This is a genomic window from Sphingopyxis sp. GW821-FHT10B01, from assembly GCF_059415685.1.
Window position 1 is genome coordinate 314,743 of the sequence record NZ_JBWKNS010000001.1, and the last position, 25,693, is coordinate 340,435.

Sequence of the window (25,693 nt, forward strand, 5' to 3'; positions counted from 1 at the left end):
AACTACTCCGGGGAAGAGGCTGGATTGACGGAATAAAGATGAGCGGTATCGGCGAGCGTGCCGGTGAAGACGGTCGGCCCCGCGTGGGTCGTGCGAACCCAGGGAGCGAGCCAGATCCGGTAACCCGCGTCGCGGACGCGGCGGCAAAAGGCATAATCGTCCGACAGCAAGGCCTGGCTTTCGGGCTCGATGAGCGGGCAAAAACAGGCGGGTTCAAGCTCACCGACGCCATGCGCCTGCCGTTCGCCCGGATCGGGCCGGAAGACGAGGTCGGGCAAGGCGGCGCGAAGCCCTTCGAGCACGTCGCGGCGGATGAGCATCATCGCGGTGCCAAGCCGCGACAATTCGACCAGATCGGTCATCGTGAAGTTCTGATCGGGGTGCAGGAAATGCAGCGCATAATCGCCCGCATAGCGCGCGAGTTCGGCCGGATTTTCTTTCGCGAGCCCGAGTTCGACCGCGCGCGCGACGTTGCGCCAGTTGACCATCCGCCGCGGATAGGCGGCGCCGAGCACCCCCACCTCGCGGTTCGCATCCATCGCCCGAACCATCGAAAATACATCGTCGGGCGAGAAATCGATGTCGGCGTCGACGAACAGCATATGCGTGCAGTCGCTGGCAAGGAACATCGCCGCGAGCATGTTGCGGGCGCGGGTGATCGACGGCTGGTAAAGGATGAATTCGAACCGCACCGGCACGCCCATCGCCTGCGCGCGCAGCGCAAGGTCGAGCGCCGCGCGGACATAGGTGCCCTGCGCGCCCTCATAGATGGGCGTCGCCACCATCAGGCGGCAATTGGTCAGCGCGGTGTCGGTCATCGCATCCCTCCCCCTCCCGCCCGTGGGAGGGGCGTTCGGTTACAGAGCGTCGCAGAAGGCTTTGTACGCCTTTGCATCCATCAGGCCGTCGAGCTGGCTCTTGTCGGCCAGCGTCATGCGAAAGAACCAGCCTTCGCCTTCGGGGTCCGAGTTGACGAGCGCGGGATCTTCTTCGAGCTGGCCATTGCCCTCGGTCACAATACCGTCGGCGGGCGCATAGACATCGCTCGCGGCCTTGACCGATTCCACGACGGCCGCATCGCCGCCCTGGCTGAGTTCGGCACCGGTGTCGGGAACTTCGACGAACACAATGTCACCAAGCTGGCCCTGCGCGAAGTCGGTGATGCCGACCGTCGCCACGTCGCCGTCGACATCGAGCCATTCATGCTCTTCGGTAAAATAACGCGGCATCAGTCAACCTCCTGCTTTTCTGACATAATTATGCGGAACAAAGGGCATCGCGGCGACGGTGCAAGCGACCCGCTTGCCGCGTACCTCGGCCGCGATCGCGGTGCCGGGCACCGCGTGGTCGCGCGGAACATAACCCATGGCGATCGGAGCTCCGACGCTGGGGGCGAAGCCGCCCGAGGTCACGACGCCGATCTCGTCCTCGCCGTCGAACAGCTTGGCGCCTTCGCGAACGGGCACCTTGCCATCGACGAGCAGCCCGACGCGCTTGCGCGGGGACCCGTCGGCATAGTGGCCGAGGATGCGAGCCGCGCCGGGGAAACCGCCTTCCTCGCGGCGGCGCTTCTGGATCGCGAAACCAAGGTCGCCCTCGATCGGATCGATCGTCGGGTCGAGATCATGGCCATAGAGCGGCAGCCCCGCCTCGAGCCGCAGGCTGTCGCGCGCGCCAAGACCGATCGGCTTCACCTCGGGTTCGCCGCACAAAAGGTCGGCGACATGCTGAACCTTGTCGGCGTCGACCGAAATCTCGAATCCGTCTTCGCCGGTATAGCCCGACCGGCTGATCCACGCATCGACGCCGCCGATCTGATAGGGTCCGCCCATCATGAACACGAGCGCGTCGAGGCCCCATTGGCCGGTGGTGTGCCGCTTCAGCGCGTCGAACGCCTTCGGTCCCTGCAAGGCAAGCAGCGCGCGGTCCTCGAAATGATTGATCGTGATCGTGTCGGGAAGTTCTTCGCGAAGATGTCCGATATCCTCCCACTTCACCGCGCCGTTGACGACCATATAGATGCCGTCCGGCCAGCGGCTGAGCATCAGATCGTCGAGAATGCCGCCATCCTCGGCGAGCAACAGCGAGTAACGCATACGCCCGACCTTGAGGCTCTTCACGTCGCCGGGAAGCACCGCCTCAAGCGCGTCGTCGAGCCCTTCGCCCGACAAGTACAGCTGGCCCATATGGCTGACGTCGAAGAGGCCGGCATTCTCGCGGACCCACAGATGTTCGGCCATAATGCCTTCATACTGGATCGGCATCCAGTAGCCGGCGAATTCGACCATCCGGCCGCCCTTCGCGCGATGCCAGGCGTCGAGCGGCAGCGTCGCGGTCTCGATAACCGCTTCGTCGTCCGTAAATTCCGTGTCGGTCATGCCAGTCTCCCGCGGTTGCACGGCGTATGCGCGGCCCAACGCCGCGCCTTGTCGCCATGCCCCCTCTGTCACGGGAACCTGAGAGTTTTCCTCCATCGAAAGACGGAGTTACCCCTTCGGTGGTTCCGGTTTTGGCCGGAACGCTTTCCAGAGTGTCCGTTCCAGCCTGCGCGGTCCTGCTGACCTGAGAGTTTCCGGGGCGGTTGCTCCTTCGGTGGTGAGGCGCCGGTTGCCCTGCCCTCACGCTCTCCCGCGCGGCCGGTCGAATCTCTTTCGGGATCCGACAGACGCCCGAGCCTTGGCGCTGCCGATTTGCGGAGTCAATCGGCGAGCGCGCGAATATCGTCGTTTTCGTGGATATGCACGCCAGAACCGCCTTGTCCGGCGAGGGCAACAATCGCGGCGGCGACCGTTTCGCCCGCGATCGAGCGATAGCGGCGGAACGAACCGTGGAGCAGCGCATCGGCCAGCGGCGCGGCGATCGTCGCGAGCCCCTCGCCCAATCGTTGCGGGCCGGGCCGGTCGCCGCGGAGCAGCCCGGGACGGATCAGGTCGAGCCGGTCGAAGCCGAGCGCGCGGAGACCATCTTCGGTCTCGCCCTTGGTGCGCAGATAGAAATTGCCGCTTTTCGCCGCCGCGCCGACCGAGCTGACAGCGATCATATGCGGCGTTCCGGCACGCTTCGCCGCCTCCGCAACAGCAAGCACGAGATCATGGTCGACGGCGCGAAAGGCATGCTGCGATCCCGCCTGCCGGATCGTCGTGCCGAGGCAGCAGATGAGGACGGCAGGCTTTTCGGCGGCGATGATATCGGGCCAGCGTTCGGTGGGTGCGATCAAATCGGCATGATGCGGCGCCAGCCCCTCGACCGCGCGGCGCGCAAGGACCGCGACGGGCGTGGAACCGAAGCGTTCGATGGCTGCGTGCCCGATCAGCCCCGTCGCGCCGACGATCAGCACCTTAGGCATGCGCCAACGCCTCGGGCACCGCATCGCGGCCAAAGATATCGGCGTAGCGGTCGATGGCGAACCGATCGGTCATCCCCGCGATATAATCACCGATATGGCGCACGGTCGCGCATAGTTCGTGCGGCAGGCGCGCCGACCAGTCTTCGCCCATCAGGCGCGGGTCGGCGGCATAGGCGGCGAACAGCTGCCCGACGACCTCGTTCGCGGCCTCGGCGGCGGCGACCTGTTCGGGATGGTGATAGAGATTGGCGTACATGAAGCGTTTGAGCTCGCGCTCCGCCGCCGCAAGATCCGCGGAGAAACCGCCGAGCGTGCGGCCCGCGGCGCGCACCTCGTCCACGCTCGCCACGCCTGCGGCGGCGACATTGGCCTGCGTCGCGGCGATCACATCATTGACCATCACGCCGATCTGGTCGCGGACCAGTTCGCGGAGCAGCCGGTCGCGCGGCGCGCCGGGGAACCGTTCTTCAACGGCGCGGTAGTTGGCGGCGACAAAGGGCTGCTCCATCAGCTGGTCGAGGTCGAGCAATCCAGCGCGCAGGCCATCGTCGATATCGTGATTGTCATAGGCGATATCGTCGGCGACCGCCGCGATCTGCGCCTCGAGGCTGGCGTGGCTGCCGAGGTCGAGCCCGAAATCGCCGTCGATTTCGGCGAGCGCCCAGCCCGGGTTCGTCACCGGGCCATTATGCTTGGCGAGGCCTTCGAGCGTTTCCCATGTCAGGTTGAGGCCGTCGAAAAGCGGATAGGGGCATTCGAGCGCCGCCAGCGTGCGGAGCGTGTGGCCGTTGTGATCGAAGCCGCCATGCGCGGCCATCGCCGCCTTCAACGCGTCTTCTCCGGCGTGGCCGAACGGCGGATGACCGATATCGTGCGCAAGGCACAGCGCCTCGGTCAGATCCTCGTTCAACCCGAGCGCGCGCGCGATGCCGCGGCCGATCTGCGCGACTTCGATGCTGTGGGTCAAGCGGACGCGATAATGGTCGCCGTCGGGCGCGACGAAGACCTGTGTCTTGTGGCGCAGGCGGCGAAACGCGATCGAATGGATGATGCGGTCGCGGTCGCGCTGGAAATCGTCGCGCGGCCCGCGCACGACGCGGCCCAGTTCCTCGAAGCGGCGCCCGCGGCTGCGCGCGGGGTCGCTGGCGCAATCGGCGACGCTCATCGGGCCCGGAGCCCTCTATGTGCGCATTCGAAGCGCCGGAATGGCGAAGATACCGGCCGCGCGTGGCCGCCGCGAATGGTGGTTCCATGCGCAAGGTCGCGCGGAGATGAGATCGAAGCCATTCCGACGTCCCTCCGGGATTTGACCGATTTTGTCCATGGCTGCGTCAGCGCGCCTTGGAATATATCCATATGCCTGCGCCCCGCTTCCCTGCCCCGAACAAAATCGCTTCGAACCTCGAACGCGCAGATAGGGGCCTCCGGGCCTAGATCGGGTCGACCGACTGGCCCGCCTCGCTGTTGAACAGAAAGCCGTCGCCGCCGGCCTTCTTGTAGCTCGCGAGCCAATCCTGCGCCGCCTTGCGGTCCTTGAACGGGCCGACGAGCAGGCGGCGCGTCTTGCCCCATTCGGCCGTCGCGCCCGATTTTCCCTTGAACACATCGGGGCTTTTCTTCGCGAATTTGCCATAGTCGGTGGCAAGCGCGCGCGCGTTGGCCCCCGTTGCGACCTGGATCCAGATGCGCGCGGGGTTCGCCTTTTTCTCGGCGGCTTCCGCCTTCGCCTTGGCATCGGCTTCGGCCTTGGCTTTTGCCGCCACGGCATCCTTTTCGCGCCTGGCGTCCTCGGCCGCTTCGGCCTTGCGCTTGTCGTCGAGCAATTTGGCGAGCGTATCCGCACCGATCGCATTGTCGGACTGTTTCAACTCTTCCGCCGGGATTTCGATCGAGCCGACGATGTCGGCGAGCGAAGCGAGCGGCGCGGCGGCGGCGGCCGCGGTTGCAGGCACGGGTACAGGAACGGGCGCCGCAGCGGGCGTGCTCGTCGATACGCCGGTGGCGGGCGTGTCGATCGCTGCCGGCGCCGGGGTCGAAGCCGCCACAGCCGGCCTGCCGACGTCCGCGAGCGAAAAGCCCGGCCCGACCGGCCCCTTGTCCGCATCCACGGCAACGCCGATCGGCCCGGGCACAGCGGCGACCGGTGCGGATATCGGCACCGGCGCGGGCGCGGCGGGAGTGGGAGTGGGAGTGGGGGTGGGGGTGGGAGTGGGAGTGGGAGTGGGAGCCGGTGTGGCAAGCGGCGCGGGCGAGTTCAGTGCCGGCCGGATCGAAGGACGGAAGGAGGGCTGGAGTACCGGCGCCCTTGCGACGTCCCCGCCCGTGGCCGATGGAACGGTTGACGATCTGGCTGCCGGCGGCTTGGCCATCGGCGCAGCCGCGATCGCGGTGGTCGCGCCGGTCGGTTTTGCGGTGGGCGTGCCGACGGGATTGCGCGACGCCGGCGCGCGCGTGGCCGACGTGATGGGCTGCCGCTTGCCGCCAGCCGTCTGGCGTTTGCCCGTCGCCGCAGCCGGTGGCGGCGAAGGCGGCGGCGCCGCGGCGGCGATCTGCACCGGTTTGCGCCGGGGGCCGAGTTGCCCGTTCGGAAAGCGGCCAAAATGTGCAGCCGCCGCCTGCTGCGCGGGATTGAGCCGGTCCATCTGGGTCAGATAGGGCAGGATATTCTGTGCCATGGCAGGCGGCATCGTCGCATTGACAATGTCGGTCGCCTCCTTGTCGCGGCCGTTCATCGCGAGGATCATTGCGCGCTGCCGCCAGGCGCCGCGATCTTGCGCCCGCAGCTGCGGCGTCAGCATCTGAATCGCGCGATCGGCCTCGCCGCTGATCCCCAGCGACAGGGCATAGCGCCGCGTCAGTTCGTCGTTGGGGGCGATCGACAGGGCAAGCTGATAATCGCGCTGCGCCGCATCCTGTTGCCCGAGAAGGTCGCGCGCGAGCCCGCGATCCGAAAGGAACAATCGCTCCGACGCGCCCAGCAGCTGCGCTTCGCCGAAATAGTCGAGCGCACGGGTCGGGTTTTCCATATGGACCATCGCCGAGCCGAGCGCGGCCTTCACCGCGCCGTCGCGCGGGTTCGCCTGTTCGGCGCGAACGAGGAATCCCAGTGCCGCGCGATAATCGTCGAGTTCGATCGACGCCCGGCCCGCATCGAGCAAGGCATTGGTGTCGCTGTTGTTCGACGCGATCCGCGCCAGCGCCGACGAGAGCAGCGCGCGCGCGGCCGTGCGCTTTTCCATCGCCGCCTTCGTCGCCGCATCGGGCGGTGTCGGCTGGAGCGCGTGGGCCGGTGACACGACGGCCGCCGACAACAACAGCGCGCCGAGCGCGCCGACACAGAGCCGTGCACGCGCCGGCTTCGCCGTCATTTTTGCTCGCCGCATGGGCAAATCATCCCGATTTCCGGCCGGCCGTGCCCGGCAGGCCGCCGCTCGATAGCCCCGTTACTGGTTGTTCTGCCGTCCCAGGAAGCGCGGGATATCGACCCCGTCCTCCTTGCCGCCCTCGTCACCCTCGGGCGCGTTGGCGCCGCGCGAAAGGCGCGACATGCGTTCGAACAGCGTGCCGCCGCCGACCGATCGTGCGGGAGCCTCTTCAGCTGGCGCCGGAGCCGCAGCGGGCCGGTATTCAGCCGGCGCCTCGGGGGCGTCGAGCACAAGTTCGTCGGCGGTATCGTCATAGGTTGCGGCAACCTGTGACAAGACCATCGGTTCCTCTTCGGCAACCGCCGCCGGCGCCTCGGGTTGCGCCGCTGTACCCAGCGAGAAACCCGGTGCCGGATCATTGTCTCTGGCCGCCGGTGTTTCGACGAAAGGTTCTTCCTGAATTGCCGGTTCGACGACTTCTTCGACGACGGGCGCGGGCGCCGCCGCCCGCGCGGGGGCGAAGGAGAAGCTGCGCGCCGCAGGCGAAGCCTGCGCGACTTCACCATTGCCGTCGATTCCGGTAGCGACCACCGAAACGCGAATCTTGCCGTCGAGGCTGTCGTTGAACGCGCTGCCCCAGATGATGTTGGCGTCGGGATCGACCAGCTCGCGGATATGGTTCGCGGCTTCGTCGACTTCCATCAGGCGCATGTCCTCGCCGCCGGTGATCGAGATGATGACGCCCTTTGCGCCCGCCATCGACACGCCGTCGAGCAACGGGTTGGCAATGGCTTTCTGTGCGGCTTCGAGCGCACGGCCGTCGCCTTCGGCTTCGCCGGTGCCCATCATCGCCTTGCCCATTTCGCGCATCACGCTGCGCACGTCGGCAAAGTCGAGGTTGATGAGGCCGGGCATGACCATCAGGTCGGTGATGCCGCGCACGCCCTGCTGAAGCACTTCGTCCGCCATCGTGAACGCTTCCTTGAAGGTCGTGTTCGGGTTGGCGACAAGGAAGAGATTCTGGTTGGGAATGACGATCAGCGTGTCGACATGTTCCTGCAGCTCGGCGATGCCCGAATCCGCCGAACGCATGCGGCGCTGGCCTTCGAACATGAAGGGCTTGGTCACGACGCCGACCGTCAGGATGCCGCGGTCACGTGCCGCCTTGGCGATAACCGGAGCCGCGCCGGTGCCCGTGCCGCCGCCCATGCCGGCCGCAACGAAGCACATATGTGCGCCGTTCAGCGCTTCTTCGACCTGCGCGATACTCTCTTCGGCGGCCGCGCGACCGACTTCGGGCCGCGAACCGGCACCCAGACCCTGGGTGATCTGCGTCCCCAGCTGGATGCGGCGCTCGGCCGGCGAAGCGTTCAGCGCCTGCGCATCGGTGTTGGCGACGATGAAATCGACGCCCTCGACGCGTGCCGCGATCATGTTTGCGATGGCATTGCCACCCGCGCCGCCGACGCCGATCACCGCGATCCGCGGCTTCAGCTCATCGACCTGCGGCGGGCCAATATTGATGCTCATCAAAGTGTCTCCCTGCAGCGGCGGACAGGTGCCGCTTCCCCAACCTTGCGACCCGACCGGGCGGTAGTCCGTCCGCCCGGTTTTCTGCATCCGCATTGCACTATTGTGACGTGGGAATCACCCAAAAAATTAACCTTTTCGTTGCTCGACATTCAAAAACTGCTTTTCAGTGCGGCCATCAACCTGTGCAGGATCGAAGTCCCCGCTGGCCGATAGACATCCTGCGCCATCATCGGCAGATCGCGAAGATCGACCGGATCCGACGCGGCATAGAGAACCAGACCCGCGAGTGTTGCGAAAGCCGGGCCGCTATGCGCATCGGGCAGGCCGTGCAAGCCGCGCGGTCGCCCGACGCGCGCGGCGCGGCCAAGGGCACTTTGCGTATAGTCCGCGATACCCTTGAGGTCGGCGCCGCCGCCGACGAGCACGACCTGACGGCCGATCGGACCGACGAAATGCAGATCTTTCAGCGTCCTGCCGATCTCCCCCATCATCGCGTCGAGGCGCTGGCGGATCACCGACACCAATTGGGCGCGGGTGATGCGCGGGGAATCGCCGTTCGTCGGTGCACCGGGTTCGAGCTCGATAATCTCGTTATTATCGCGCGGGCTGGCCGAGGCAGAGCCGTAGAAGCTCTGCAAACGCTGCGCCTGACTGCGCCGGATGCCGAAAGCCGAGGCAATGTCGTCGGTAATATCGCTGGCGCCAAAGGGCAGCGACGCCATTTCGACAAGCATCCCGCCGGCATAGAGCGAGACGGTGGTGACCGCCGCGCCGAGCTCGACAAGCGCAACGCCAAGGTCGCGCTCCTCGTCCGACAGGCACGCCAGCCCCGCAGCGATCGGTGACGCCACCACCGCATTGACGTCGAGATGCGCCTGCCGAACCGCGGCCTCGAGGTTCCGCACCGGCGCGCCGTCCGCCATGATGATATGGATATCGACGCCCAGCCGGTCGGCATGGAGGCCAATCGGGTTTTTCACGCCCGTGAGCCCGTCGAGCGTATAGAGCGCGGGCTGCGCGTGGAGGATCATCCGCCCTTCGGGATCGATGCCCGCGCGCCCCGCGGCGAGCAGGTCATCGACATCTTCCTGTTCGATGCGGTGGCCGCCGAGTTCGCTTTCGATCGGCGCGACATCGCTGATCAGCCCGCCCGCCGAAAAGGCGACCCAGACATCGTCGATGTTGAGGCCGGCGATCCGCTCGGCCTGCTCGATCGCTTCGCGCACGATATGTTCGGTCTGTTCCATGTCGGCGACATAGCCGCGCTGGACGCCGCGGCTCTCGCGCTGCCCGGTGCCGAGCACATGGAGCTGGCCATCGGCGGTCTGCCCGGCGATCAGCGCACACACCTTCCACGACCCGACATCGAGCGCGGTGATGATCTTTTCGATGCGCGGCGGCGCCATGGCCTTATCCTTCGTTCGCGGTGCTGGTCGCGACCGCATCGACCGCGGCGCGCGCGTCGTCGAGCTTTGCGGGCGCCACCTGCCCTTCGTGCGGCAGGCGTAGCACGAAACGTTCGGGATCGCGCATGTCGAAGCGCAATATGCCGCGCCCGAGCAAACGGTTGGCGCCGTCCATGTGCGCGAATTTGGCGAGCGCGGCCTTCGCCTGCGCCTCGCCCTCGGGCAGCGACAGCGTTTCGCCGCTGCGGAAACGCAGGTCCCAGCGGCGGTTGCCGACCCAGGTCGCGCCGGCAAGCAATTCCTTGAGGCTGCTTGCTTCGGTCAACAATCGCCCCAGATCCTGCGAACGCTGGTTCGCCTTCGGCCCGATGACGAGCGGCAGGTCGGGCATCGTCGCGACGGTGACGGGTTCGAGCACGACGCCCTTCTCGTCGATCAGCGACAGGCGGTTGTTATGCTGCCAGATCGCCGCCGGCGTGCGCTCGACGATATCGACGACGAGCGTGTCGGGCAGGCGCCGCGAGACGCGCGCATCCTTGATCCAGCCATATTTCATCAGGTCGCCGCGGACGCTGTCGAGGTCGACCGCCGCCATCGAGCGGTCCTTCTGCGCGAGCGCGATGTCATAGACTTTCAGCCGGTCGATGCGGTCGGCGCCGACGACTTCGACCTTCTTGACCTGAAATCCGGCGCGGCCGACGACCTGCGCCCATTCCTCGTGCACCTTCGCCGTCACGCCCGTGGCGTGCGCGCCAACCGCGCCGACCGCGAGCAGGCTGAGGCCGATCGTCCAGTTGGCGAGTTTTTGCAACCGCTGCGGGCTGATCGGAAGTGCGTTGATGATCGCGTTGAGGCGCGAGGTCTGCACCTTCCGCCGCCTTTTCGGCGCCCGCGACGGGCGGCGCGGCGGCGCCTTTCCGCGTTTGATCTGTGTCTTGCTCATGATAACGCTTCCCCCACGATGCGTTCGACCAGTTCGGCATAGTCCAGCCCCACAGCCCGCCCCTGTTCGGGCACGAGGCTGAGCGCCGTCATCCCCGGCTGCGTATTGACTTCGAGCAGGAAAATGCCGGCGAGGCCATGTTCGTCGTCCCAGCGAAAGTCCGAGCGCGAGGCGCCCTTGCAGCCGAGCAGGCGGTGCGATTGCAACGCCAGATCCTTCATCCGTTGCGCAACATCGTCAGGCACGTCGGCGGGGCAGACATGTTCGGTCAGCCCGTCGGTATATTTGGCGTCATAGTCGTAGAAGCCCGACTTCACGCGCAGTTCGGTGACCGCGAGCGCCTGATCGCCGAGCACCGCGACGGTCAGCTCGCGCCCCTTGATGAAGGGCTCGGCGAGCAGGCGGTCGAATTCCTGCCAAGGACCCACCGCGCCGCGCGCGATCGGGTTGCCGTAATTGCTGTCGTCCTTGACGATCGCGACCCCGACCGACGAGCCTTCGTTGACGGGTTTCAGCACATAGGGGCGTGGCAAGGGGTCGACCGAAAAGAGGCTTTCGCTGTCGACCATCGTCCCCGTCGGCATCGGGATTCCGTGCGGCACCAGCGCCTGCTTGGTCAATTCCTTGTCGATCGCGATGACCGAAGTGACGAGACCGCTGTGGGTATATTTCAGCCCCATCAGGTCGAGCATGCCCTGCACCGTGCCGTCCTCGCCGGGAACGCCGTGGAGCGCATTGAACACGACGTCGGGTTTCGCCTCGGCGAGCCGCAGGGCGACGTCGCGGTCCATGTCGATGCGCGTGACCTTGTGCCCGCGCGATTCGAGCGCGTCGGCGACGCCGGTGCCGCTCATCAGCGACACTTCGCGCTCGGCCGACCAGCCGCCCATCAGGACGGCGACATGCCACGGACCCCGGCTCATTCGGGCTTACCCACGCGCTGTATCTCCCATTGCAGATCGATGCCGCTCTTGTCCTTCACCCGGCGGCGGACTTCCTCGCCGAGTGCTTCGATATCGGCGCTCGTCGCATCGCCGGTGTTGATCAGGAAATTGGTGTGCTTCTCGCTGACCTGCGCGCCGCCGACCGTGAAGCCGCGGCATCCGGCTTCGTCGACGAGTTGCCACGCCTTGTGCCCGTCGGGGTTCTTGAAGGTCGAGCCGCCGGTTTTCGAACGGAGCGGCTGGGAGGCTTCGCGGCTTGCCGAGATGCGGTCCATTTCGGCCTGGATCGCGGCGGGTTCGCCGGGACGCCCGCGGAAGGTCGCACCGATCACGACGGCACCTTCGGGCAGATCGCTGTGGCGATAGGTGTAGCCGAGCTCGGCGAGCGACAATGTGCGGCGCGCGCCCGAACGGAGTACGACATCGCAATCGATCAATATGTCCTTGACCTCGCTGCCATAAGCGCCGCCGTTCATGCGGACGAAGCCGCCGACGGTGCCCGGGATCGAGCGCAGGAATTCGAGCCCCGCGATACCCGCGTCGCGCGCGGTCGAAGAAACGAGGATGCCCGACGCACCGCCGCCGCAGCGCAGCGTGACGGCGTCGATGGCTTCGACCTTGGCAAACGCCTTGCCAAGCCGCACGACCACACCCGGAAAGCCGCCGTCGCGGACGATCAGGTTCGATCCGAGGCCGAGCGCCATCACGGGAACGGCGGGATCGAGATCGCGGAGGAAAGCGGCGAGATCGTCGGCGTCCTTCGGCTCGAACAGCCAGTCGGCGGGGCCGCCCGACTTGAACCAGACGAGCGGCGCCAGCGGAGCGCCCGCTGTCAGCTTGCCGCGCACGGCCGGGAGGGTGTCGGTGCTCATCGTGCCCCGCCCACCACTTCTTCGTCACCCTGAACTTGTTTCAGGGTCCATGGTCCGCCTTCGACATCCACGCAGCGCCATCCGAAAGGACCGGCCATGGATGCTGAAACAAGTTCGGCATGACGAATGGTGGAGACGATCATTTCTGCCCTTCCACCGCAGCGGTCAGACCCGCCGCTATTTTGGTGATGTCACCCGCACCGAGACAGATGATCATGTCGCCGGCACCAAGATCGCCCGCGGCGATGCTCGCGGCGATGGCCGACGCCAGCGCACCCGCATCGGCGACGACATTCGCCTGACGGTGGCCGCGGTCGCGCAGGCCGGCGACGAGCGAGTCCGACGACACGCCGTCGATCGGGCTTTCACCCGCAGCATAGACGGGAAGCGCCAGCACGATATCGGCGTCGTTAAACGCCTGCTGGAAATCGTCCATATGATCGCGCAGACGGGTGAAGCGGTGCGGCTGGACGACGCCGACGACGCGTCCGGCGCCAACACCTTCGCGCGCGGCCGACAGCACCGCGCGGATCTCGACCGGGTGGTGGGCATAATCGTCGATCACGGTGACGACGCCGCCCTCGACCGCGATCTCGCCCACTTTGGTAAAGCGGCGCTTGACCCCGGCGAAGCCGTTGAAGCCCGAGACGATCTTGTCGTCGCTGACCCCCATGTGCAGCGCGACGGCAATCGCCGCCAGCGAGTTCTGGACATTGTGCCGCCCCGACATCGGCAAATGAATGCCCTCGATCGTGCGGCTGTTGCCGTCGCGGTCGCGTACGACAACATCGAAGCGGTTGCCGTCGGGGCCCGGCACCACATTGGTGCCGCGCACGTCCGCCTGCGCCGAAAAGCCATAGGTCACGATGCGCCGGTCGCGGATGCGCGGGATGATCGCCTGCACTTCGGGATGGTCGAGGCAGAGCATCGCGGCACCGTAAAAGGGCACATTCTCGATAAACTCGACGAACGCATCCTTGATCGCATCGAAGCTGCCATAATGGTCGAGATGTTCGGGGTCGATGTTGGTGACGACCGCGATCGTACCGTCGAGGCGCAGGAAGCTGCCGTCGCTTTCGTCGGCCTCGACGACCATCCAGTCGCTGGCGCCGAGGCGCGCGTTCGACCCATAATTGTTGATAATGCCGCCGTTGATCACGGTCGGGTCGATCCCGCCCGCGTCGAGCAACGCCGCGACGAGGCTGGTCGTCGTCGTCTTGCCGTGCGTCCCGGCGATGGCGACGGTCGATTTCAGCCGCATCAGTTCGGCGAGCATTTCGGCGCGGCGGACGAGCGGAATGCGGTTGGCAAGCGCGGCCTCGACCTCGGGATTGCCGCGTTTGACCGCAGTCGACGTGACGACCACGGCGACGCCGTCGACGTTCGACGCTTCATGCCCGATCGCAACCTTGATCCCGCGTTTGCGCAGGCCTTCGATCACATAACCGTCGGCGATGTCGCTGCCCTGCACCTGATAACCGAGGTTGTGCATCACTTCGGCGATCCCCGACATGCCGATGCCGCCGATGCCGATGAAGTGGATGGTGCCGATGTCGGTCGCAACGCCGCGCATTATTCGGCCTCCTTGCGTGCCGAGGCCATGCCGCGAGCGGCCGCTCGCTGGCCCGAAGGCGCGCCGACGCGAATCACGTCCATCATCGGCGGCGCCGCAAGCGATTCGACAAGGTCGGCGAGATCGCGCGTCGCGTCGGGCAGTCCGCAGCTTGCCGCGCGTTCGGCCGCATTTTCGAGCGCTCCGGGCTCGAGCGCCATGCGCTGAATATGCTTTGCCACCTCGGCGGGCGTGAAATCGGGCTGCTGAAACGCAATCGCCCCGCCCGCCTCGACCAGATCGACGACATTATAGGTCTGATGATCGTCCATCGCGCTCGGATAAGGAACGAAGATCGCGGGACGCCCGGCGCAGGCGAGTTCGGCGACGGTCGACGCGCCCGCGCGGGCGATCACCAGATGCGCCCAGCGCAGCCGCTCGGGAAAATCCTTGATATAAGGCGCGCATTCGGCCGCGACACCAAGTTCGGCATATTTGGCGCGCACTGTCTCCAGATCGTCTTCGCGGCACTGCTGGACGACCTGCAGCCGGCTGAGCAGCGCGGGCGGCAGCATCGCAATCGCCGCCGGAACGACTTCGCTGAGCACGGTAGCGCCAAGGCTGCCGCCAACGACGAGTAGGCGGACGATGCCGTCCTCGGGCAGCGGCGGAAAGCCGTCCTCGCGGATCGCAATGATTTCGTCGCGCACCGGGTTGCCGGTGATGTGCTTCTTCGCCTCGTGCCCCGCCGGATAGCGCTGGATATTATGATAGGCGACCGCCACCGCATCGACGCGCGGCGCCATCAGCCGGTTGACGCGGCCGAGCACGGCATTTTGCTCGTGGAGGACGCGCGGCCGCTTCATCGCACCCGCAGCGAGCAGGCTGGGGAGCGACGGGTAACCGCCGAACCCGACGACGACAGCCGGATCGAACTCGCGGATCAGGTTGATGGCCATGCGGCGCCCCTTGCGGATCGCGAGCGCGGCCCTGATCCAGCCGACAGGGCCGCCCGATACGCGGCCCGCGGGGAGCACATGCGTTTCCATCTCCGCAGGCGCGCCGGGAATCTTGAGGCCACGGTCATCGCTGACCAGCGCCACGCGGTGCCCGCGCGAAATCAGCTCGCCCGCGAGTGCATAGGCGGGCAACATATGGCCGCCGGTCCCGCCGGCGGCGAGCAGGAAGTGGCGCGTTGCGGTCATTTTGGGGCGGTCATTTCTTATTCCAGTTTCCGGTCATGGACACCCGCGCCGCATAGGGGTTTCGCCGGGTCAGCGACAAGAGCAAACCCATGCCGATCGACAAAGCGATGAACGAAGAGCCACCATAGCTGATGAAGGGCAGCGTCATCCCCTTCGACGGGAATATCTGCGTATTCACCGCCATATTGATCACCGCCTGCCCCCCGAACTGCGCGATCAGGCCTGCAACCGCAAGGATCAGGAAGCTGTCATCCTCATCGAGCAGGCGGACAAGGACGCGGACGATGATCGCAAGATAGAGGACCGCGATCGCGATGCACGCGATCATCCCGAACTCCTCGCCGATGACCGAAAAGATATAGTCGGTGTGGGCTTCGGGCAGTTGGAATTTGGCGAGGCCGGCGCCGGGGCCGGTGCCGATCAGGCCGCCCGCGGTCAGCGTCGCATGCGCCTTGTCGACCTGAAAGCTGTCGCCCTCGGCAAACAGCCAGATGTTGATACGCTGCTGCGCGACAGGATAGAAGAAATAGGCGAGAACGAGCCCGACGACACCCGCCCCGGCAAGCCCGGCCAATATGCGCATCGACAGCCCCGCGACCATCACCAGCACCAGCCAGGTCGCCACGAAAATGACGGTCTGCCCCAGATCGGGCTGCCCCATCAGGAGCAGCGCGATAACGCCGGTGAGCACGAGCGCCAGCGGAACAACGGGCAGGCTCTGGTCATGCAGCCGCAGCGACAACACCCATGCGAGCGCCACCGCGAAGAAGGGTTTGAGGAATTCCGACGGCTGGAGCCGGAACACACCGCTGCCGATCCAGCGCTGCGCGCCGTTTACCGATGTGCCGACGAGCGGCACAAGGAACAGAAGAAACAGGAAGGTGATCGTGCCATAAATGGCGAACCGCCGCGCCTGCGCCTTGGGCAGCATCGACACGGCGAGCATCACGGGGACGCCGACCATCACCCACATTAGCTGGCGATAGAAATAGTAGAGCGGGTCGAGCGACGCCGTCGACGTCGACAGTTTCTGCGCTGCGACGGGTGATGCCGCGGCGACGGCAACCAGCCCGACCGCAACGAGGATCGAGACCAGCAACAACAGCACACGGTCGATTTCCCAGAACCACAGCCCCAGCGGCGTGCGGTCGGCGCGGCTGAGGCGCGGGCCCCGTCGCTTGGCCGGGCGCGTGGTGGTGGCGATCACCGGCCTTTCGGTCGTCGCGTCCATATTGTCCATTCCCCCGCTCATGCCCAGGACCATGACAACGTCCAACCGCCCATCTCTTTCTCCACTCGCATCGAGCGAAGTCGAGATGCCGTGAGGTCGTGCGCTGTCGATGGGCGTCTCGACTTCGCTCGACGCGAACGGGGATTAAGGGCCATCATGCCTCCAACGCCCGTACCAGCCCGCGAAAAACGTCGCCGCGCTGCTCATAATCCTTGAACTGGTCGAACGACGCACACGCCGGCGACAGCAGCACGATGTCCCCGGGCTTTGCGGCGGCCGCGGCATGGGCGACCGCCGTTGCCATGTCGCCCGCAAGGTCGACCGGCAGTGCGTCGCCGATCTCGGCCGCAAACGGCTCCATCGCCTCGCCGATCAGATAGGCGCGTTTGACATGGCCGAACCAGGGATGGCACGCCGCCAGCCCGTCGCCCTTGGCCTTGCCCCCGGCGATCCAGTGAAGACGCTGGTCCGGCGCCGGCGGGAAGGCCGCCAGCGCCGGTGCAGCGGAAGCCGCGTTGGTCGCCTTGCTGTCGTTGAACCAGCGGACGCCAGCGACTTCGCCGACCAATTCCATGCGGTGCGGCAGCGACGTGTAGGTCGCCAGCCCCCGCTCGATCTGTTCGTCGTTCAATCCCAGCACGCGGCACACGGCGATCGCGCATACGGCATTCTGGGCGTTGTGCGGGCCCTGCAATGCCGGCCAGCGAGTCTGATCGACCGGATCGATATCCTTTCCCGACACGCGGTGGAGGCGATGATTGATCCGGCCTGCGATCATCTTCGACGGATCATCGTCGACCGTGACGATCGCGACCTGATCGCGGTGCTGAAGCGAGAAGAGGCGCGCCTTCGAAGCGGTGTAGCCCGCGAACCCGTCGTACCGGTCGAGGTGATCGGGGCTGAGGTTGGTAAGCACGGCGATATCGCAGGCGAGGCTGTGCGAGAGATCGATCTGGTAGCTCGACAATTCGAGCACATAAACGCCGCCTTCCCGCAGCGGATCGCGCGACAGGATCGGCAGGCCGATATTCCCGCCCATCAGCGACGGCACGCCCGCGCTTTCGAGCATATGGTGGATCAGCGCGGTCACGGTCGACTTGCCGTTGGTGCCGGTGATGCCGACGACCTTATGCGGCGGCAGGTCCTCGCGCGCTTCGGCAAACAGCTCGACATCGCCGATCACGGGGACGTGCGCTTCGCGTGCGTGCGCGGCGATCGGATGGCGGTTGAGCGGCACGCCCGGCGACACCACGACGCCCGCAAAGCCGATCAGGTCGATCTCGAGCGGATTGCCGATATCGGCGCCGAGCGCCATCGCATCGTCGCGCGCTTCCTCGCGGTCGTCCCATGCGGTCACGCCCGCGCCGCTGGCAACGAGCGCCTCGACGGTCGCCAGCCCCGAGCGCGCCAGTCCCAGCACCGCATAGCGGCGACCGGCAAAGGCGCGCGAGGTGATCAACGGAGTTTCAAGGTCGCGAGTCCGGCGAGCGCGAGGACGATCGAGACGATCCAGAAGCGGATGACGACGGTGGATTCGGGCCAGCCCAATTGTTCGAAATGGTGATGGATCGGCGCCATGCGGAACACGCGTTTCCCGGTCCGCTTGTACCAGAAGACCTGGATGATCACCGACAGCGCTTCGACCACGAACAGCCCGCCGATGATGACGAGCACCAGTTCATGCTGCGCCGTGACCGCGATCGTCGCCAGCGCGCCGCCAAGCGCGAGGCTGCCGGTGTCGCCCATGAACACCGCAGCGGGGGGCGCGTTGAACCACAGGAAGGCGAGGCAGGCGCCGATGATCGCCGCGGCGAAGATCGCGAGCTCGCCGGCGCCCGGGACGTGCGGGATGCCGAGATATTCGGCGAACTTCACATTGCCCGACAAATACACGATGATCAGCATCGCCATGCTGGCGATGATCACGGGGAAGGTCGCGAGCCCGTCGAGCCCGTCGGTGAGGTTCACGGCGTTGCCGAAACCGACGATCAGCACCATCGCAAAGACATAATAGAGCGGCCCGAGTTCGAGCACGACGCCGCTGAAAAAGGGCAGATACAGGTCGGTCCCGGTGCGCGAGACGATCAGGAACACCGCGACGCCGGCAATCAGGAATTCGATGAGCAGGCGCACGCGCCCCGGAATCCCGCGATGGCTGGCCTTGGTGACCTTGTCGAGATCGTCGAGAAAGCCGACCGCGGCAAAACCGCCGGTCACGAAAATACACGCCCAGACGAACCGGTTCGCGAGATCCATCCAGAGCAAGGCGGAGATCATCAGCGAAATGAGGATCATCAGCCCGCCCATCGTCGGCGTGCCCTTTTTCGCGAGATGGCTTTGCGGGCCGTCGTCGCGGATCGGTTGCCCCTTTCCCTGCCGCATCCGCAGCATCAGGATGAAGCGCGGGCCGATCCACAGCCCGATGATCAGCGCGGTCGCAACCGCGGCGCCCGACCGAAAGCTCAAATAGCGAATAAGGTTGAGCACCCCCGGAAAGCCCAGCCATTCCGCCAGCCAATATAGCATCAAAATTCCCCGTTGGTCAGCGCCGCCACGACATGCGACAGGCCGACGCTGTTCGATCCCTTGACCAGCACAGCGTCGCCCGCGCGGATCAGGTCCTTTAACCGCCCTATGGCGGCCGAGTGGGCGGCCACATGCTCGAAATCGATGCGGCCCTCAAGCGCTTTGGCGAGCGGCGCCATCTCTTCGCCGACAAGCAGGGCGAACTGCACCCCGGCTGCGATGAGCGGAGCCGCGAGGCCTTCATGGTAGGCGTCACTAGCGGGTCCGAGTTCGCGCATCGCACCGAGAATCGCGATGCGGCGATCGCCGGATTCGTTGCCGAGCTGGCCGATCGTCGCGGCCATCGAGGCGGGATTGGCATTATAGCTTTCGTCGATCAACAGGATCTGACCATCGCCGAACGGCACATGATGGCGCGCGCCGCGACCCGCCAGGCCCGCCATTTCGGCAAAGGCGAGGCCCGCCGCCGGAAGATCGCCGCCGACGGCTTTCACCGCCGCGAGCACCGCCAGCGAATTGGACACCCAATGCGCGCCGGCCTGCGCAATCGTAAAGCAGAGGAGCGAATCCTGCACCTGCGCGGTGACAAGCGAACCGCCCTTCCCATCCGGAAGCCAGTCGACCGCGCGCACATCGGCGCCCTCGCCAAGACCGAAGCTGACGACCTGGCCCGCATGCTTTTCGGCCTTGGCGCGCAGCCGCGCATAATGCGGGCTGTCGAACGGGACGATCGCGGTGCCGCCGGGCTGAAGCCCTTCGAAAATCTCGCCCTTCGCATCGGCGATGGCTTCTTCGCTGCCGAAAAACTCCATATGCGCCGGGGCGATGGTGGTGACGATCGCGACATGCGGGCGGACCATGCGGGTCAGCTCGGCAAGCTCGCCCGCGTGGTTCATCCCCATTTCGAAAATGCCGAAATCGGCGGTCGAGGACATGCGCGCGAGGCTGAGCGGCACACCGACATGATTGTTGTAGCTTTTGACCGAGCGGTGCGCCTTGCCGGGGCGGAACCGATCGAGCGCCGCGAACAAAGCCTCTTTCGTTCCCGTCTTCCCCGCCGAGCCGGTCACGCCAATGATGCGGCCGTGGCTCCGCGCCCGCGCCGCCATCCCCAGCGCGTTCAACGCTTGCGCGCTATCGGCCACGCGAACATGGGGATGATCGATAGCGGTTTCGCAGATGATCCCTGCCGCCCCGGCGGCGATCGCCTTGTCGATGAATGCGTGACCGTCGGCGATCTCGCCCTTCATTGCGATGAAGAGGTCGCCGCTTGTCACTTCCCGCGAGTCGAAGGCGACCCCCTGCACGGTGAAATCGGCACTCGCATCGCCGCCCGTAGCAGCCGCGATGGCACGCGCGGTCCAGAGCGGGTTCATGCCGCCGCCTCGCGCGCGACCGCGACATCGTCGAAGGGAATGACACGCATGGCGTCGCCGCGCCCGACGACCTGACCCTGCTCGTGGCCCTTGCCCGCGATGCAGATGATGTCGTCGGGCTGCGCTTCGGCAATGGCAGCGGCAATGGCGGCGCGGCGGTCGCCGATGATCTGTGCGCCCGGCGCGCCGTCGGCGACGGCCGTGCGAATGACGGCCGGATCTTCGCCACGCGGATTGTCGTCGGTGATGATCAGCACATCGGCCTTGGCGGCGGCCACCTTGCCCATTTCGGGACGCTTTGCCTGATCGCGGTCGCCGCCGGCGCCAAAGACGAGGATCAGACGACCCGCCGCGTGGGGACGCAGCGCGTCGAGCGCCGCCTCGATCGCATCGGGGGTGTGCGCATAATCGACATAGACCGGCGCCCCGGCCTTGGTGATGGCCGCACGCTCGAGCCGTCCGCGGACCGGCTGAAGCCGCCCGAGATTGGAAAGTGTTTGCCCGATGTCGCCGCCGGTCGCGATGACGATGCCTGCCGCGACGAGTGCGTTGGCAGTTTGATAAGCGCCGATCAGCGGCAGATCGACCTTTTGCGTCAGATCGCCCGCCGCGATGACCAGCGACTGGCCGAGCTGGGTCGGTTCGCGCGAGATGAGGCGGAGCGTTTCGCCGTGCCCTCCGACGGTCAGCAGGCGGACACCGCGCGCCGTGACGGTGTCAATTGCTGCGCGCGAATATGCGTCGTCGGCCCACACGACCGCGCTGCCGTCCTGTTCAACGACTTCGGAAAACAGCCGCATCTTGGCGGCGAGATAGGCCTCCATCGTGCCATGATAGTCGAGATGATCGTGGCTGAGGTTGGTGAACGCCGCGGCCTTCACCGGCAGTCCCTCGGTGCGATACTGGTCGAGACCGTGGCTCGATGCCTCGAACGCCGCATGGGTGACGCCTTCGGCGGCGAGGCCCGACATGTTCGACAGGAAAGTGACGATGTCGGGGGTCGTGAGCCCGGTCGAGGCACTTTCCTGCGACGTCGTGATGCCGAGCGTGCCGATCGACGCAGCGTTGAAGCCCGCCATACGCCACAGCTGCCGCGTCATCTCGACGGTCGAGGTCTTGCCGTTGGTTCCCGTGACCGCGGCGCAGTTCGCCGGAAAACGGTGGAAGAAGCGGGCGGCGATATGGGCAAAGGTGCGGCGCGGATTGACGTCAGCAATATGCACCGCGCCCTCGACCTTCGCCTCGGGCCGCGCGACCACAGCGATTGCCCCCGCTTCGATCGCAGCGCCGATGAAATCCTCGCCGTTGAATCTTTCGCCAACAAAGGCGCCGAAAATCGTTCCCGGCGCGACCTTGCGATGATCGATGGCGAGGCCTGTGACGACCGGGCCGGTGCCCTGCAGCCCCTGATCGTCGAGCAGCGCGGACAGGCGCATTATTCGGTTTCCCCGTTTCTCCACAACAGCGGGGTCAGTTCGGAGACATCGACGTCGCGGCTTTCGTCGGGAAAAACACCCAGCATCGGGCCGGCACGGGTCACGACCTTGCGCACGACGGGCGCTGCCGTCCAGCCGGCGGTGCGCTGGCCCGAGCTAAAGGCATTGCCCTTGGGCTCGTCGATCATCACCAGCACGACATAACGCGGGTTGTCCATCGGGAAGGCGGCAGCAAAGGTCGAGACGAGCGAATGGCGACGATAGCCACCCGCGCCCGGCTTTTCGGCCGAGCCGGTCTTGCCGCCGACGCGGAAGCCCGGAGCCTCGGCCTGCTTGCCGGTCCCGTCGGACACGATCAGGCGGAGAAGCTGGCGCATCCGCGCGCTTGTTGCGGCCTTGAACACGCGGCGGCCCTGCGGCGGCGCCTTGTCGCCCAGCTTCATCAACGTCGCGGGACGCCAGATGCCGCCGTTAACAAGCGCGGCATAAGCGCTCGCGAGGTGCAGTGGGGTCACGGCGATACCGTGGCCATAACCCGTGGTCATCGTCGTGATGCGACCCCAGTCCCGCGGCCACAGCGGGAAGGAGCGTTCCTTCAATTCGATATGCGGACGCCCGTCGAATTCGAGACTGCGGAACATCGCTTCCATCTTGTCGCGGCCGAGTTCGTCGGCAATGCGCGCGGTGGCGATATTCGAACTATGGATCAGCGTTTCGGGGACATTGAGCCAGCGGCCCATATTGTGCGAATCGCGAATCTTGAAACCCGCGATCGCCAGCGGCTGGGTCGCATCATAGCGCCGCGCCATGCTGGTCACCGTCCCGGCATCGATCGCCGCGGCAATGGTCAACGGCTTGAAGGTCGAACCCAGTTCATAGAGATTATAGGTCACGGCGTTGCGGCGCGTGCTCGGGTCCTCGCCCATCAGCTTGTTGGGATTATAGGTCGGCAGCGATGTCATTGCCGCGATTTCGCCCGTGTGGACGTCGAGGATGATCCCGGCGCCGCCGATCGCTTCGAGATTGGCAACCGCCGAACCCAGCTCGCTTTCGAGCACCCCTTGCACCCGCGCGTCGATCGACAGCGCAAGCGGTTGGCCGCGCGTCGCCTTGTCGATCAGCCGCTGGTCGAACGCGCCCTCAACGCCGGTTACACCATGCCCCTCGGCATTGGTAAAGCCGAGCACATGCGCCGCGAGCGAAAGTTGAGGATACAGGCGCTCTTTCTCGCGCGGAAAATCGAAGCCGACATCGCCGATCGCGTTCACCGCCGCGACCTGATCGGGAAGCGCCCGGCGACGAATATAGGTCGGTCGCGACCCGCTGACCTTTGCGAGCAATTCCTCGCGCGACACGTCGGGGAAAATCTTGTGCAACTCGTCGGCCAGATATTGCCGATTGTTGAGCAGCTTCGACGGGACCACGCGGATCGAATAGCCGTCGATCGTGCGTGCGAGCGGCACGCCGTTGCGGTCGACGATGTCGGCGCGCGCCGGGACGAAGGCCGTCGCCGCGCCGCGGCTCGAAGCGGTGTCGAACAGCGCAAAATACAGCAGCCGTACCGACACAACGAAAAATGCCGCCATAAACAGCAGCATCAAGATCATCAAACGCTGTTGTGCGGTCAGCAATATCTGCTGCCGCACCCCAGCGGTTCGAACCCGGGTCGGACGGACGACCAGCGTGTTCATCGGCCCGACTTTCCTCCTGCCGCTTCGGCCGCAGCTGCGCGCTTGAGGTCGGCCAGCGTCGATTCGGCCAGCAATTGATCCTCGATCATCTTCAGCTGTTCGCGCCGGCGCGTCGGCGCCATCCGCGGCGGCGTGTCGCTGCGGATATCTGCCTGTGCGATCACCACGGGCTTTTTGTCAGCCAGTTTGGGCGCAGCCGCCGCCTTGACGACGGGTTCGGGCGTCGCGACCGGCGAGACCATGGCCATCAGCACCGGCGCCACCTCGTTCGCACCGCGTGCGCGCGGCAGGCGGTCGAGCGAAGCAAGCTGACGCTCGTTCGCGAGATACTGATCCGCAGCCGGGGCCGAGTAGCCGAAGGTGTCGGCGTTCCACTGCTCGAGCTGGCGCATCGAGGCGCGCACCGCGAGTTCGGATTCCAGGTAGCGGATGTTGCCGCGCGTGCGGTCGATCTGCTTTTCGATGCGCGTGAGTTCGCTGCGCGTCGCTGCGACTTTCAGCGACACGGGATAGAGCATCATCGCGAAGATGAGCACGAGCAGGACCAGTCCGATCCCCTGAAGCTTGCGGGCGGCCATCAGCATGACATTGCCTCCTTCGTCGTCGAATGGGCCGGAGCAGACGTCCGGATCGCACTGCGCAGCGTCGCCGAGCGCGCGCGTGGATTGCGTGCTTCTTCGGCCTTGCCCGGGCGCACTTTGCGCGCAGGCGTTTCGAAAGTTGCGGCCCGCGCCAGAGAAGCCGGCGCGGGCCGGTGGCGCGAACCCGCGGCATCGCCGCCGCTCCGTTCGCGCAGGAAGTTCTTCACGATCCGGTCCTCGGTGCTGTGGAAGCTGACCACCGCCAGCCGGCCGCCGGGACGCAGAATCCGTTCGGCGGCATTGAGGCCCGCCATCAGTTCGTCGAGTTCGGCATTGATGTGGATGCGGATCGCCTGAAAACTCTTTGTCGAGGGATCCTTGGGCGCACCGGGGGGATGACGCAGCGCCTTGCGGATGACTGTCGCCAGCTCGGCGGTGCGGGTCAGCGGACGCGCTGCCACGATCGCACGCGCAACACGGCGCGACTGACGCTCGTCGCCATAATGGAAAAGCACGTCGGCAATGACGTGCTCGTCTGCGCTGTTCAGCCAGTCGGCGGCGCTTTCGCCTTCCTGCGCCATACGCATGTCGAGCGGGCCGTCCTTCTGGAAGGAGAAGCCGCGCTCGCCCTGATCGAGCTGCATCGACGACACGCCGATGTCGAAAGTGATGCCATCGACGGCGTCGATCCCGCGCTCGGCGAGCAGCCGGTCGATGTCACCGAAGCGGCCATGGATCAGCGTGAGCTTGCCGCCAGCCTCTGCGACCAGCGCCTGCCCGTCGGCAATCGCATCGGGATCGCGGTCGCAGGCAACAACATCGGCGCCCGCAGCGAGCATCGCGCGGGTATAGCCGCCAGCACCGAAGGTCGCGTCGACGTGGCGCTCGCCGGGGGCAATGGCGAGGGCGGCCAGAACCTCATCGCGGAGGACCGGATCGTGGCGCGGGTCCCGGGGGAGTTGGGGGGAAAGGTCGGTCATTTGCGCCCCTTCCCTTTTGTCGCGTCCCACGAAGCGGCGAGGCGCTGAAGCACCGGATCGGCCTCGGCACATTCGGCGAGGGTCGGCAGCCACCAGATTTCGAGACGGCGACCCGACCCCACAAAAGCGGTCGCGCCGGCATCGCCGACGCGGTCGCGGTGGATGAAGCTGGGAAGAAAGCGACCGCTGTCGTCGAGCGTATAAGGTTCGGTATAGCTGAACCTTTTCTTGAACTCGGTATCTTCGTCGAAATCGAGATTGCGCAGACGTGCAGTTTCACGGTCGCGCTCGATCTCACCGTTCAACCGGTCATACTGGTCCTGGCCATAGGCCACCAGGCACGGCAGTTTTTCGTGAAAGCCGACCCAAAGCACGCGCTGGCCGTCCGCAATGAGGGGCACATTGTTGCGGAATTGAGAGGGGACGGCGATGCGTCCCTTGCCATCGATCGCGGCGAAACTGGTGCCCGCATACTGGCCGGGCGTCACAATCGCCATCGCTCTGCCCCCCGTATCGCGCCACCGGGCAAAACTTTCCTGTCCCCGGAATCGCAGGATTCCAGCTGGTTAGGCACAGGTGGAGAATGCCCCTCTCCGATTCCTGAGTATCAACTATGGATCAGGGTGAAAAGGGGTATTTTAGGGCAAAATAGGGAATATGACCCCCATTTGCCGCAAAATGACCATGGAATCGGGTAAATGCCGGT

Annotated in this window: 23 protein-coding genes and 2 riboswitches; all 23 genes read right to left on the bottom strand. The window is 65.9% G+C overall.

Annotated elements, in window-relative coordinates:
• Positions 1–2: 2 nt before the first annotated feature.
• The 23 genes from AC07NV_RS01355 to AC07NV_RS01465 all read right to left on the bottom strand — a co-directional run bounded on the left by AC07NV_RS01355 (position 3) and on the right by AC07NV_RS01465 (position 25,484).
• A complete protein-coding gene (locus AC07NV_RS01355) occupies positions 3–818 on the bottom strand; it encodes a glycosyltransferase family protein (protein ID WP_495164538.1) in 816 nt (271 codons plus the stop codon).
• Between the two features lie 39 nt (positions 819–857).
• Positions 858–1,229 carry a glycine cleavage system protein GcvH gene (gcvH, locus tag AC07NV_RS01360; RefSeq protein ID WP_495164539.1) on the bottom strand — a complete coding sequence of 124 codons (372 nt, stop codon included), beginning with the start codon at positions 1,227–1,229 and terminating at the stop codon, positions 858–860.
• Between the two features lie 3 nt (positions 1,230–1,232).
• Positions 1,233–2,378 (bottom strand): glycine cleavage system aminomethyltransferase GcvT, encoded by a 1,146-nt coding sequence (gcvT, locus tag AC07NV_RS01365; protein WP_495164540.1) that lies wholly within the window; start codon positions 2,376–2,378, stop codon positions 1,233–1,235.
• A gap of 55 nt (positions 2,379–2,433) precedes the next feature.
• Positions 2,434–2,539: riboswitch (glycine riboswitch) on the bottom strand.
• A riboswitch (glycine riboswitch) is annotated at positions 2,540–2,641 on the bottom strand.
• Positions 2,642–2,698: 57 nt separating this feature from the next.
• Positions 2,699–3,346, bottom strand: a complete 648-nt coding sequence (locus AC07NV_RS01370) for an NAD-dependent epimerase/dehydratase family protein (RefSeq protein ID WP_495164541.1) — start codon at positions 3,344–3,346, stop codon at positions 2,699–2,701.
• Positions 3,339–4,511 (bottom strand): deoxyguanosinetriphosphate triphosphohydrolase, encoded by a 1,173-nt coding sequence (locus AC07NV_RS01375; RefSeq protein ID WP_495164542.1) that lies wholly within the window; start codon positions 4,509–4,511, stop codon positions 3,339–3,341. Before AC07NV_RS01375 ends, AC07NV_RS01370 begins: the two co-directional genes overlap by 8 nt.
• A 265-nt stretch (positions 4,512–4,776) precedes the next feature.
• The gene (locus AC07NV_RS01380; RefSeq protein ID WP_495164543.1) at positions 4,777–6,714 is read right to left on the bottom strand and encodes a tetratricopeptide repeat protein; all 1,938 of its coding nucleotides are present in this window, start codon (positions 6,712–6,714) and stop codon (positions 4,777–4,779) included.
• Positions 6,715–6,789: 75 nt separating this feature from the next.
• Positions 6,790–8,241, bottom strand: a complete 1,452-nt coding sequence (gene ftsZ / locus AC07NV_RS01385) for a cell division protein FtsZ (RefSeq protein ID WP_495164544.1) — start codon at positions 8,239–8,241, stop codon at positions 6,790–6,792.
• A 152-nt stretch (positions 8,242–8,393) separates the two neighbouring features.
• Positions 8,394–9,650, bottom strand: coding sequence for a cell division protein FtsA (gene ftsA, locus AC07NV_RS01390; protein ID WP_495164545.1), 1,257 nt, complete (start codon positions 9,648–9,650; stop codon positions 8,394–8,396).
• Positions 9,651–9,654: 4 nt separating this feature from the next.
• On the bottom strand, positions 9,655–10,593 hold the full coding sequence (locus AC07NV_RS01395) for a cell division protein FtsQ/DivIB (RefSeq protein ID WP_495164546.1): 939 nt from the start codon (positions 10,591–10,593) through the stop codon (positions 9,655–9,657).
• The gene (locus AC07NV_RS01400; protein WP_495164547.1) at positions 10,590–11,516 is read right to left on the bottom strand and encodes a D-alanine--D-alanine ligase; all 927 of its coding nucleotides are present in this window, start codon (positions 11,514–11,516) and stop codon (positions 10,590–10,592) included. The genes AC07NV_RS01395 and AC07NV_RS01400 overlap by 4 nt, the downstream gene beginning before the upstream one ends.
• On the bottom strand, positions 11,513–12,409 hold the full coding sequence (murB, locus tag AC07NV_RS01405) for a UDP-N-acetylmuramate dehydrogenase (protein WP_495164548.1): 897 nt from the start codon (positions 12,407–12,409) through the stop codon (positions 11,513–11,515). The genes AC07NV_RS01400 and murB overlap by 4 nt, the downstream gene beginning before the upstream one ends.
• A complete protein-coding gene (locus AC07NV_RS01410; protein ID WP_495164549.1) occupies positions 12,406–12,552 on the bottom strand; it encodes a hypothetical protein in 147 nt (48 codons plus the stop codon). The genes murB and AC07NV_RS01410 overlap by 4 nt, the downstream gene beginning before the upstream one ends.
• Positions 12,549–13,982, bottom strand: coding sequence for a UDP-N-acetylmuramate--L-alanine ligase (murC, locus tag AC07NV_RS01415; protein WP_495164550.1), 1,434 nt, complete (start codon positions 13,980–13,982; stop codon positions 12,549–12,551). The genes AC07NV_RS01410 and murC overlap by 4 nt, the downstream gene beginning before the upstream one ends.
• Positions 13,982–15,166: an undecaprenyldiphospho-muramoylpentapeptide beta-N-acetylglucosaminyltransferase gene (gene murG / locus AC07NV_RS01420; protein WP_495164551.1), complete on the bottom strand. Its 1,185-nt coding sequence runs from the start codon at positions 15,164–15,166 to the stop codon at positions 13,982–13,984. Before murG ends, murC begins: the two co-directional genes overlap by 1 nt.
• 10 nt (positions 15,167–15,176) lie before the next feature.
• Positions 15,177–16,418, bottom strand: a complete 1,242-nt coding sequence (locus tag AC07NV_RS01425) for an FtsW/RodA/SpoVE family cell cycle protein (RefSeq protein WP_495164552.1) — start codon at positions 16,416–16,418, stop codon at positions 15,177–15,179.
• A 133-nt stretch (positions 16,419–16,551) separates the two neighbouring features.
• Complete coding sequence (murD, locus tag AC07NV_RS01430) at positions 16,552–17,856, bottom strand: UDP-N-acetylmuramoyl-L-alanine--D-glutamate ligase (protein ID WP_495164553.1); 1,305 nt, start codon at positions 17,854–17,856, stop codon at positions 16,552–16,554.
• Entirely contained in the window at positions 17,853–18,923 is a 1,071-nt protein-coding gene (gene mraY / locus AC07NV_RS01435) for a phospho-N-acetylmuramoyl-pentapeptide-transferase (RefSeq protein WP_495164554.1), read from the bottom strand. The genes murD and mraY overlap by 4 nt, the downstream gene beginning before the upstream one ends.
• Positions 18,923–20,299, bottom strand: coding sequence for a UDP-N-acetylmuramoyl-tripeptide--D-alanyl-D-alanine ligase (locus AC07NV_RS01440; RefSeq protein ID WP_495164555.1), 1,377 nt, complete (start codon positions 20,297–20,299; stop codon positions 18,923–18,925). The genes mraY and AC07NV_RS01440 overlap by 1 nt, the downstream gene beginning before the upstream one ends.
• Positions 20,296–21,735 carry a UDP-N-acetylmuramoyl-L-alanyl-D-glutamate--2,6-diaminopimelate ligase gene (locus tag AC07NV_RS01445; RefSeq protein WP_495164556.1) on the bottom strand — a complete coding sequence of 480 codons (1,440 nt, stop codon included), beginning with the start codon at positions 21,733–21,735 and terminating at the stop codon, positions 20,296–20,298. Before AC07NV_RS01445 ends, AC07NV_RS01440 begins: the two co-directional genes overlap by 4 nt.
• On the bottom strand, positions 21,735–23,426 hold the full coding sequence (locus tag AC07NV_RS01450) for a peptidoglycan D,D-transpeptidase FtsI family protein (protein WP_495164557.1): 1,692 nt from the start codon (positions 23,424–23,426) through the stop codon (positions 21,735–21,737). The genes AC07NV_RS01445 and AC07NV_RS01450 overlap by 1 nt, the downstream gene beginning before the upstream one ends.
• On the bottom strand, positions 23,423–24,010 hold the full coding sequence (locus AC07NV_RS01455; protein ID WP_495164558.1) for a hypothetical protein: 588 nt from the start codon (positions 24,008–24,010) through the stop codon (positions 23,423–23,425). The genes AC07NV_RS01450 and AC07NV_RS01455 overlap by 4 nt, the downstream gene beginning before the upstream one ends.
• Entirely contained in the window at positions 24,004–24,987 is a 984-nt protein-coding gene (rsmH, locus tag AC07NV_RS01460; RefSeq protein ID WP_495164559.1) for a 16S rRNA (cytosine(1402)-N(4))-methyltransferase RsmH, read from the bottom strand. Before rsmH ends, AC07NV_RS01455 begins: the two co-directional genes overlap by 7 nt.
• Positions 24,984–25,484 carry a division/cell wall cluster transcriptional repressor MraZ gene (locus tag AC07NV_RS01465; protein ID WP_495164560.1) on the bottom strand — a complete coding sequence of 167 codons (501 nt, stop codon included), beginning with the start codon at positions 25,482–25,484 and terminating at the stop codon, positions 24,984–24,986. Before AC07NV_RS01465 ends, rsmH begins: the two co-directional genes overlap by 4 nt.
• Positions 25,485–25,693 lie beyond the last annotated feature (209 nt).

Excerpts from the sequence above, each read along its gene's own strand:
- rsmH (WP_495164559.1), bottom strand. The coding sequence starts at position 24,987 with ATGACCGACCTTTCCCCCCAACTCCCCCGGGACCCGCGCCACGATCCG.
- murG (WP_495164551.1), bottom strand. The coding sequence starts at position 15,166 with ATGACCGCAACGCGCCACTTCCTGCTCGCCGCCGGCGGGACCGGCGGC.
- AC07NV_RS01355 (WP_495164538.1), bottom strand. The coding sequence starts at position 818 with ATGACCGACACCGCGCTGACCAATTGCCGCCTGATGGTGGCGACGCCC.
- murC (WP_495164550.1), bottom strand. The coding sequence starts at position 13,982 with ATGCGCGGCGTTGCGACCGACATCGGCACCATCCACTTCATCGGCATC.
- mraY (WP_495164554.1), bottom strand. The coding sequence starts at position 18,923 with ATGCTATATTGGCTGGCGGAATGGCTGGGCTTTCCGGGGGTGCTCAAC.
- gcvT (WP_495164540.1), bottom strand. The coding sequence starts at position 2,378 with ATGACCGACACGGAATTTACGGACGACGAAGCGGTTATCGAGACCGCG.
- murB (WP_495164548.1), bottom strand. The coding sequence starts at position 12,409 with ATGAGCACCGACACCCTCCCGGCCGTGCGCGGCAAGCTGACAGCGGGC.
- AC07NV_RS01410 (WP_495164549.1), bottom strand. The coding sequence starts at position 12,552 with ATGATCGTCTCCACCATTCGTCATGCCGAACTTGTTTCAGCATCCATG.
- AC07NV_RS01425 (WP_495164552.1), bottom strand. The coding sequence starts at position 16,418 with ATGAGCGGGGGAATGGACAATATGGACGCGACGACCGAAAGGCCGGTG.
- AC07NV_RS01370 (WP_495164541.1), bottom strand. The coding sequence starts at position 3,346 with ATGCCTAAGGTGCTGATCGTCGGCGCGACGGGGCTGATCGGGCACGCA.
- AC07NV_RS01380 (WP_495164543.1), bottom strand. The coding sequence starts at position 6,714 with ATGACGGCGAAGCCGGCGCGTGCACGGCTCTGTGTCGGCGCGCTCGGC.
- ftsA (WP_495164545.1), bottom strand. The coding sequence starts at position 9,650 with ATGGCGCCGCCGCGCATCGAAAAGATCATCACCGCGCTCGATGTCGGG.
- AC07NV_RS01455 (WP_495164558.1), bottom strand. The coding sequence starts at position 24,010 with ATGCTGATGGCCGCCCGCAAGCTTCAGGGGATCGGACTGGTCCTGCTC.
- gcvH (WP_495164539.1), bottom strand. The coding sequence starts at position 1,229 with ATGCCGCGTTATTTTACCGAAGAGCATGAATGGCTCGATGTCGACGGC.
- AC07NV_RS01375 (WP_495164542.1), bottom strand. The coding sequence starts at position 4,511 with ATGAGCGTCGCCGATTGCGCCAGCGACCCCGCGCGCAGCCGCGGGCGC.
- AC07NV_RS01445 (WP_495164556.1), bottom strand. The coding sequence starts at position 21,735 with ATGCGCCTGTCCGCGCTGCTCGACGATCAGGGGCTGCAGGGCACCGGC.
- AC07NV_RS01395 (WP_495164546.1), bottom strand. The coding sequence starts at position 10,593 with ATGAGCAAGACACAGATCAAACGCGGAAAGGCGCCGCCGCGCCGCCCG.
- ftsZ (WP_495164544.1), bottom strand. The coding sequence starts at position 8,241 with ATGAGCATCAATATTGGCCCGCCGCAGGTCGATGAGCTGAAGCCGCGG.
- AC07NV_RS01450 (WP_495164557.1), bottom strand. The coding sequence starts at position 23,426 with ATGAACACGCTGGTCGTCCGTCCGACCCGGGTTCGAACCGCTGGGGTG.
- AC07NV_RS01440 (WP_495164555.1), bottom strand. The coding sequence starts at position 20,299 with ATGAACCCGCTCTGGACCGCGCGTGCCATCGCGGCTGCTACGGGCGGC.
- AC07NV_RS01465 (WP_495164560.1), bottom strand. The coding sequence starts at position 25,484 with ATGGCGATTGTGACGCCCGGCCAGTATGCGGGCACCAGTTTCGCCGCG.
- AC07NV_RS01400 (WP_495164547.1), bottom strand. The coding sequence starts at position 11,516 with ATGAGCCGGGGTCCGTGGCATGTCGCCGTCCTGATGGGCGGCTGGTCG.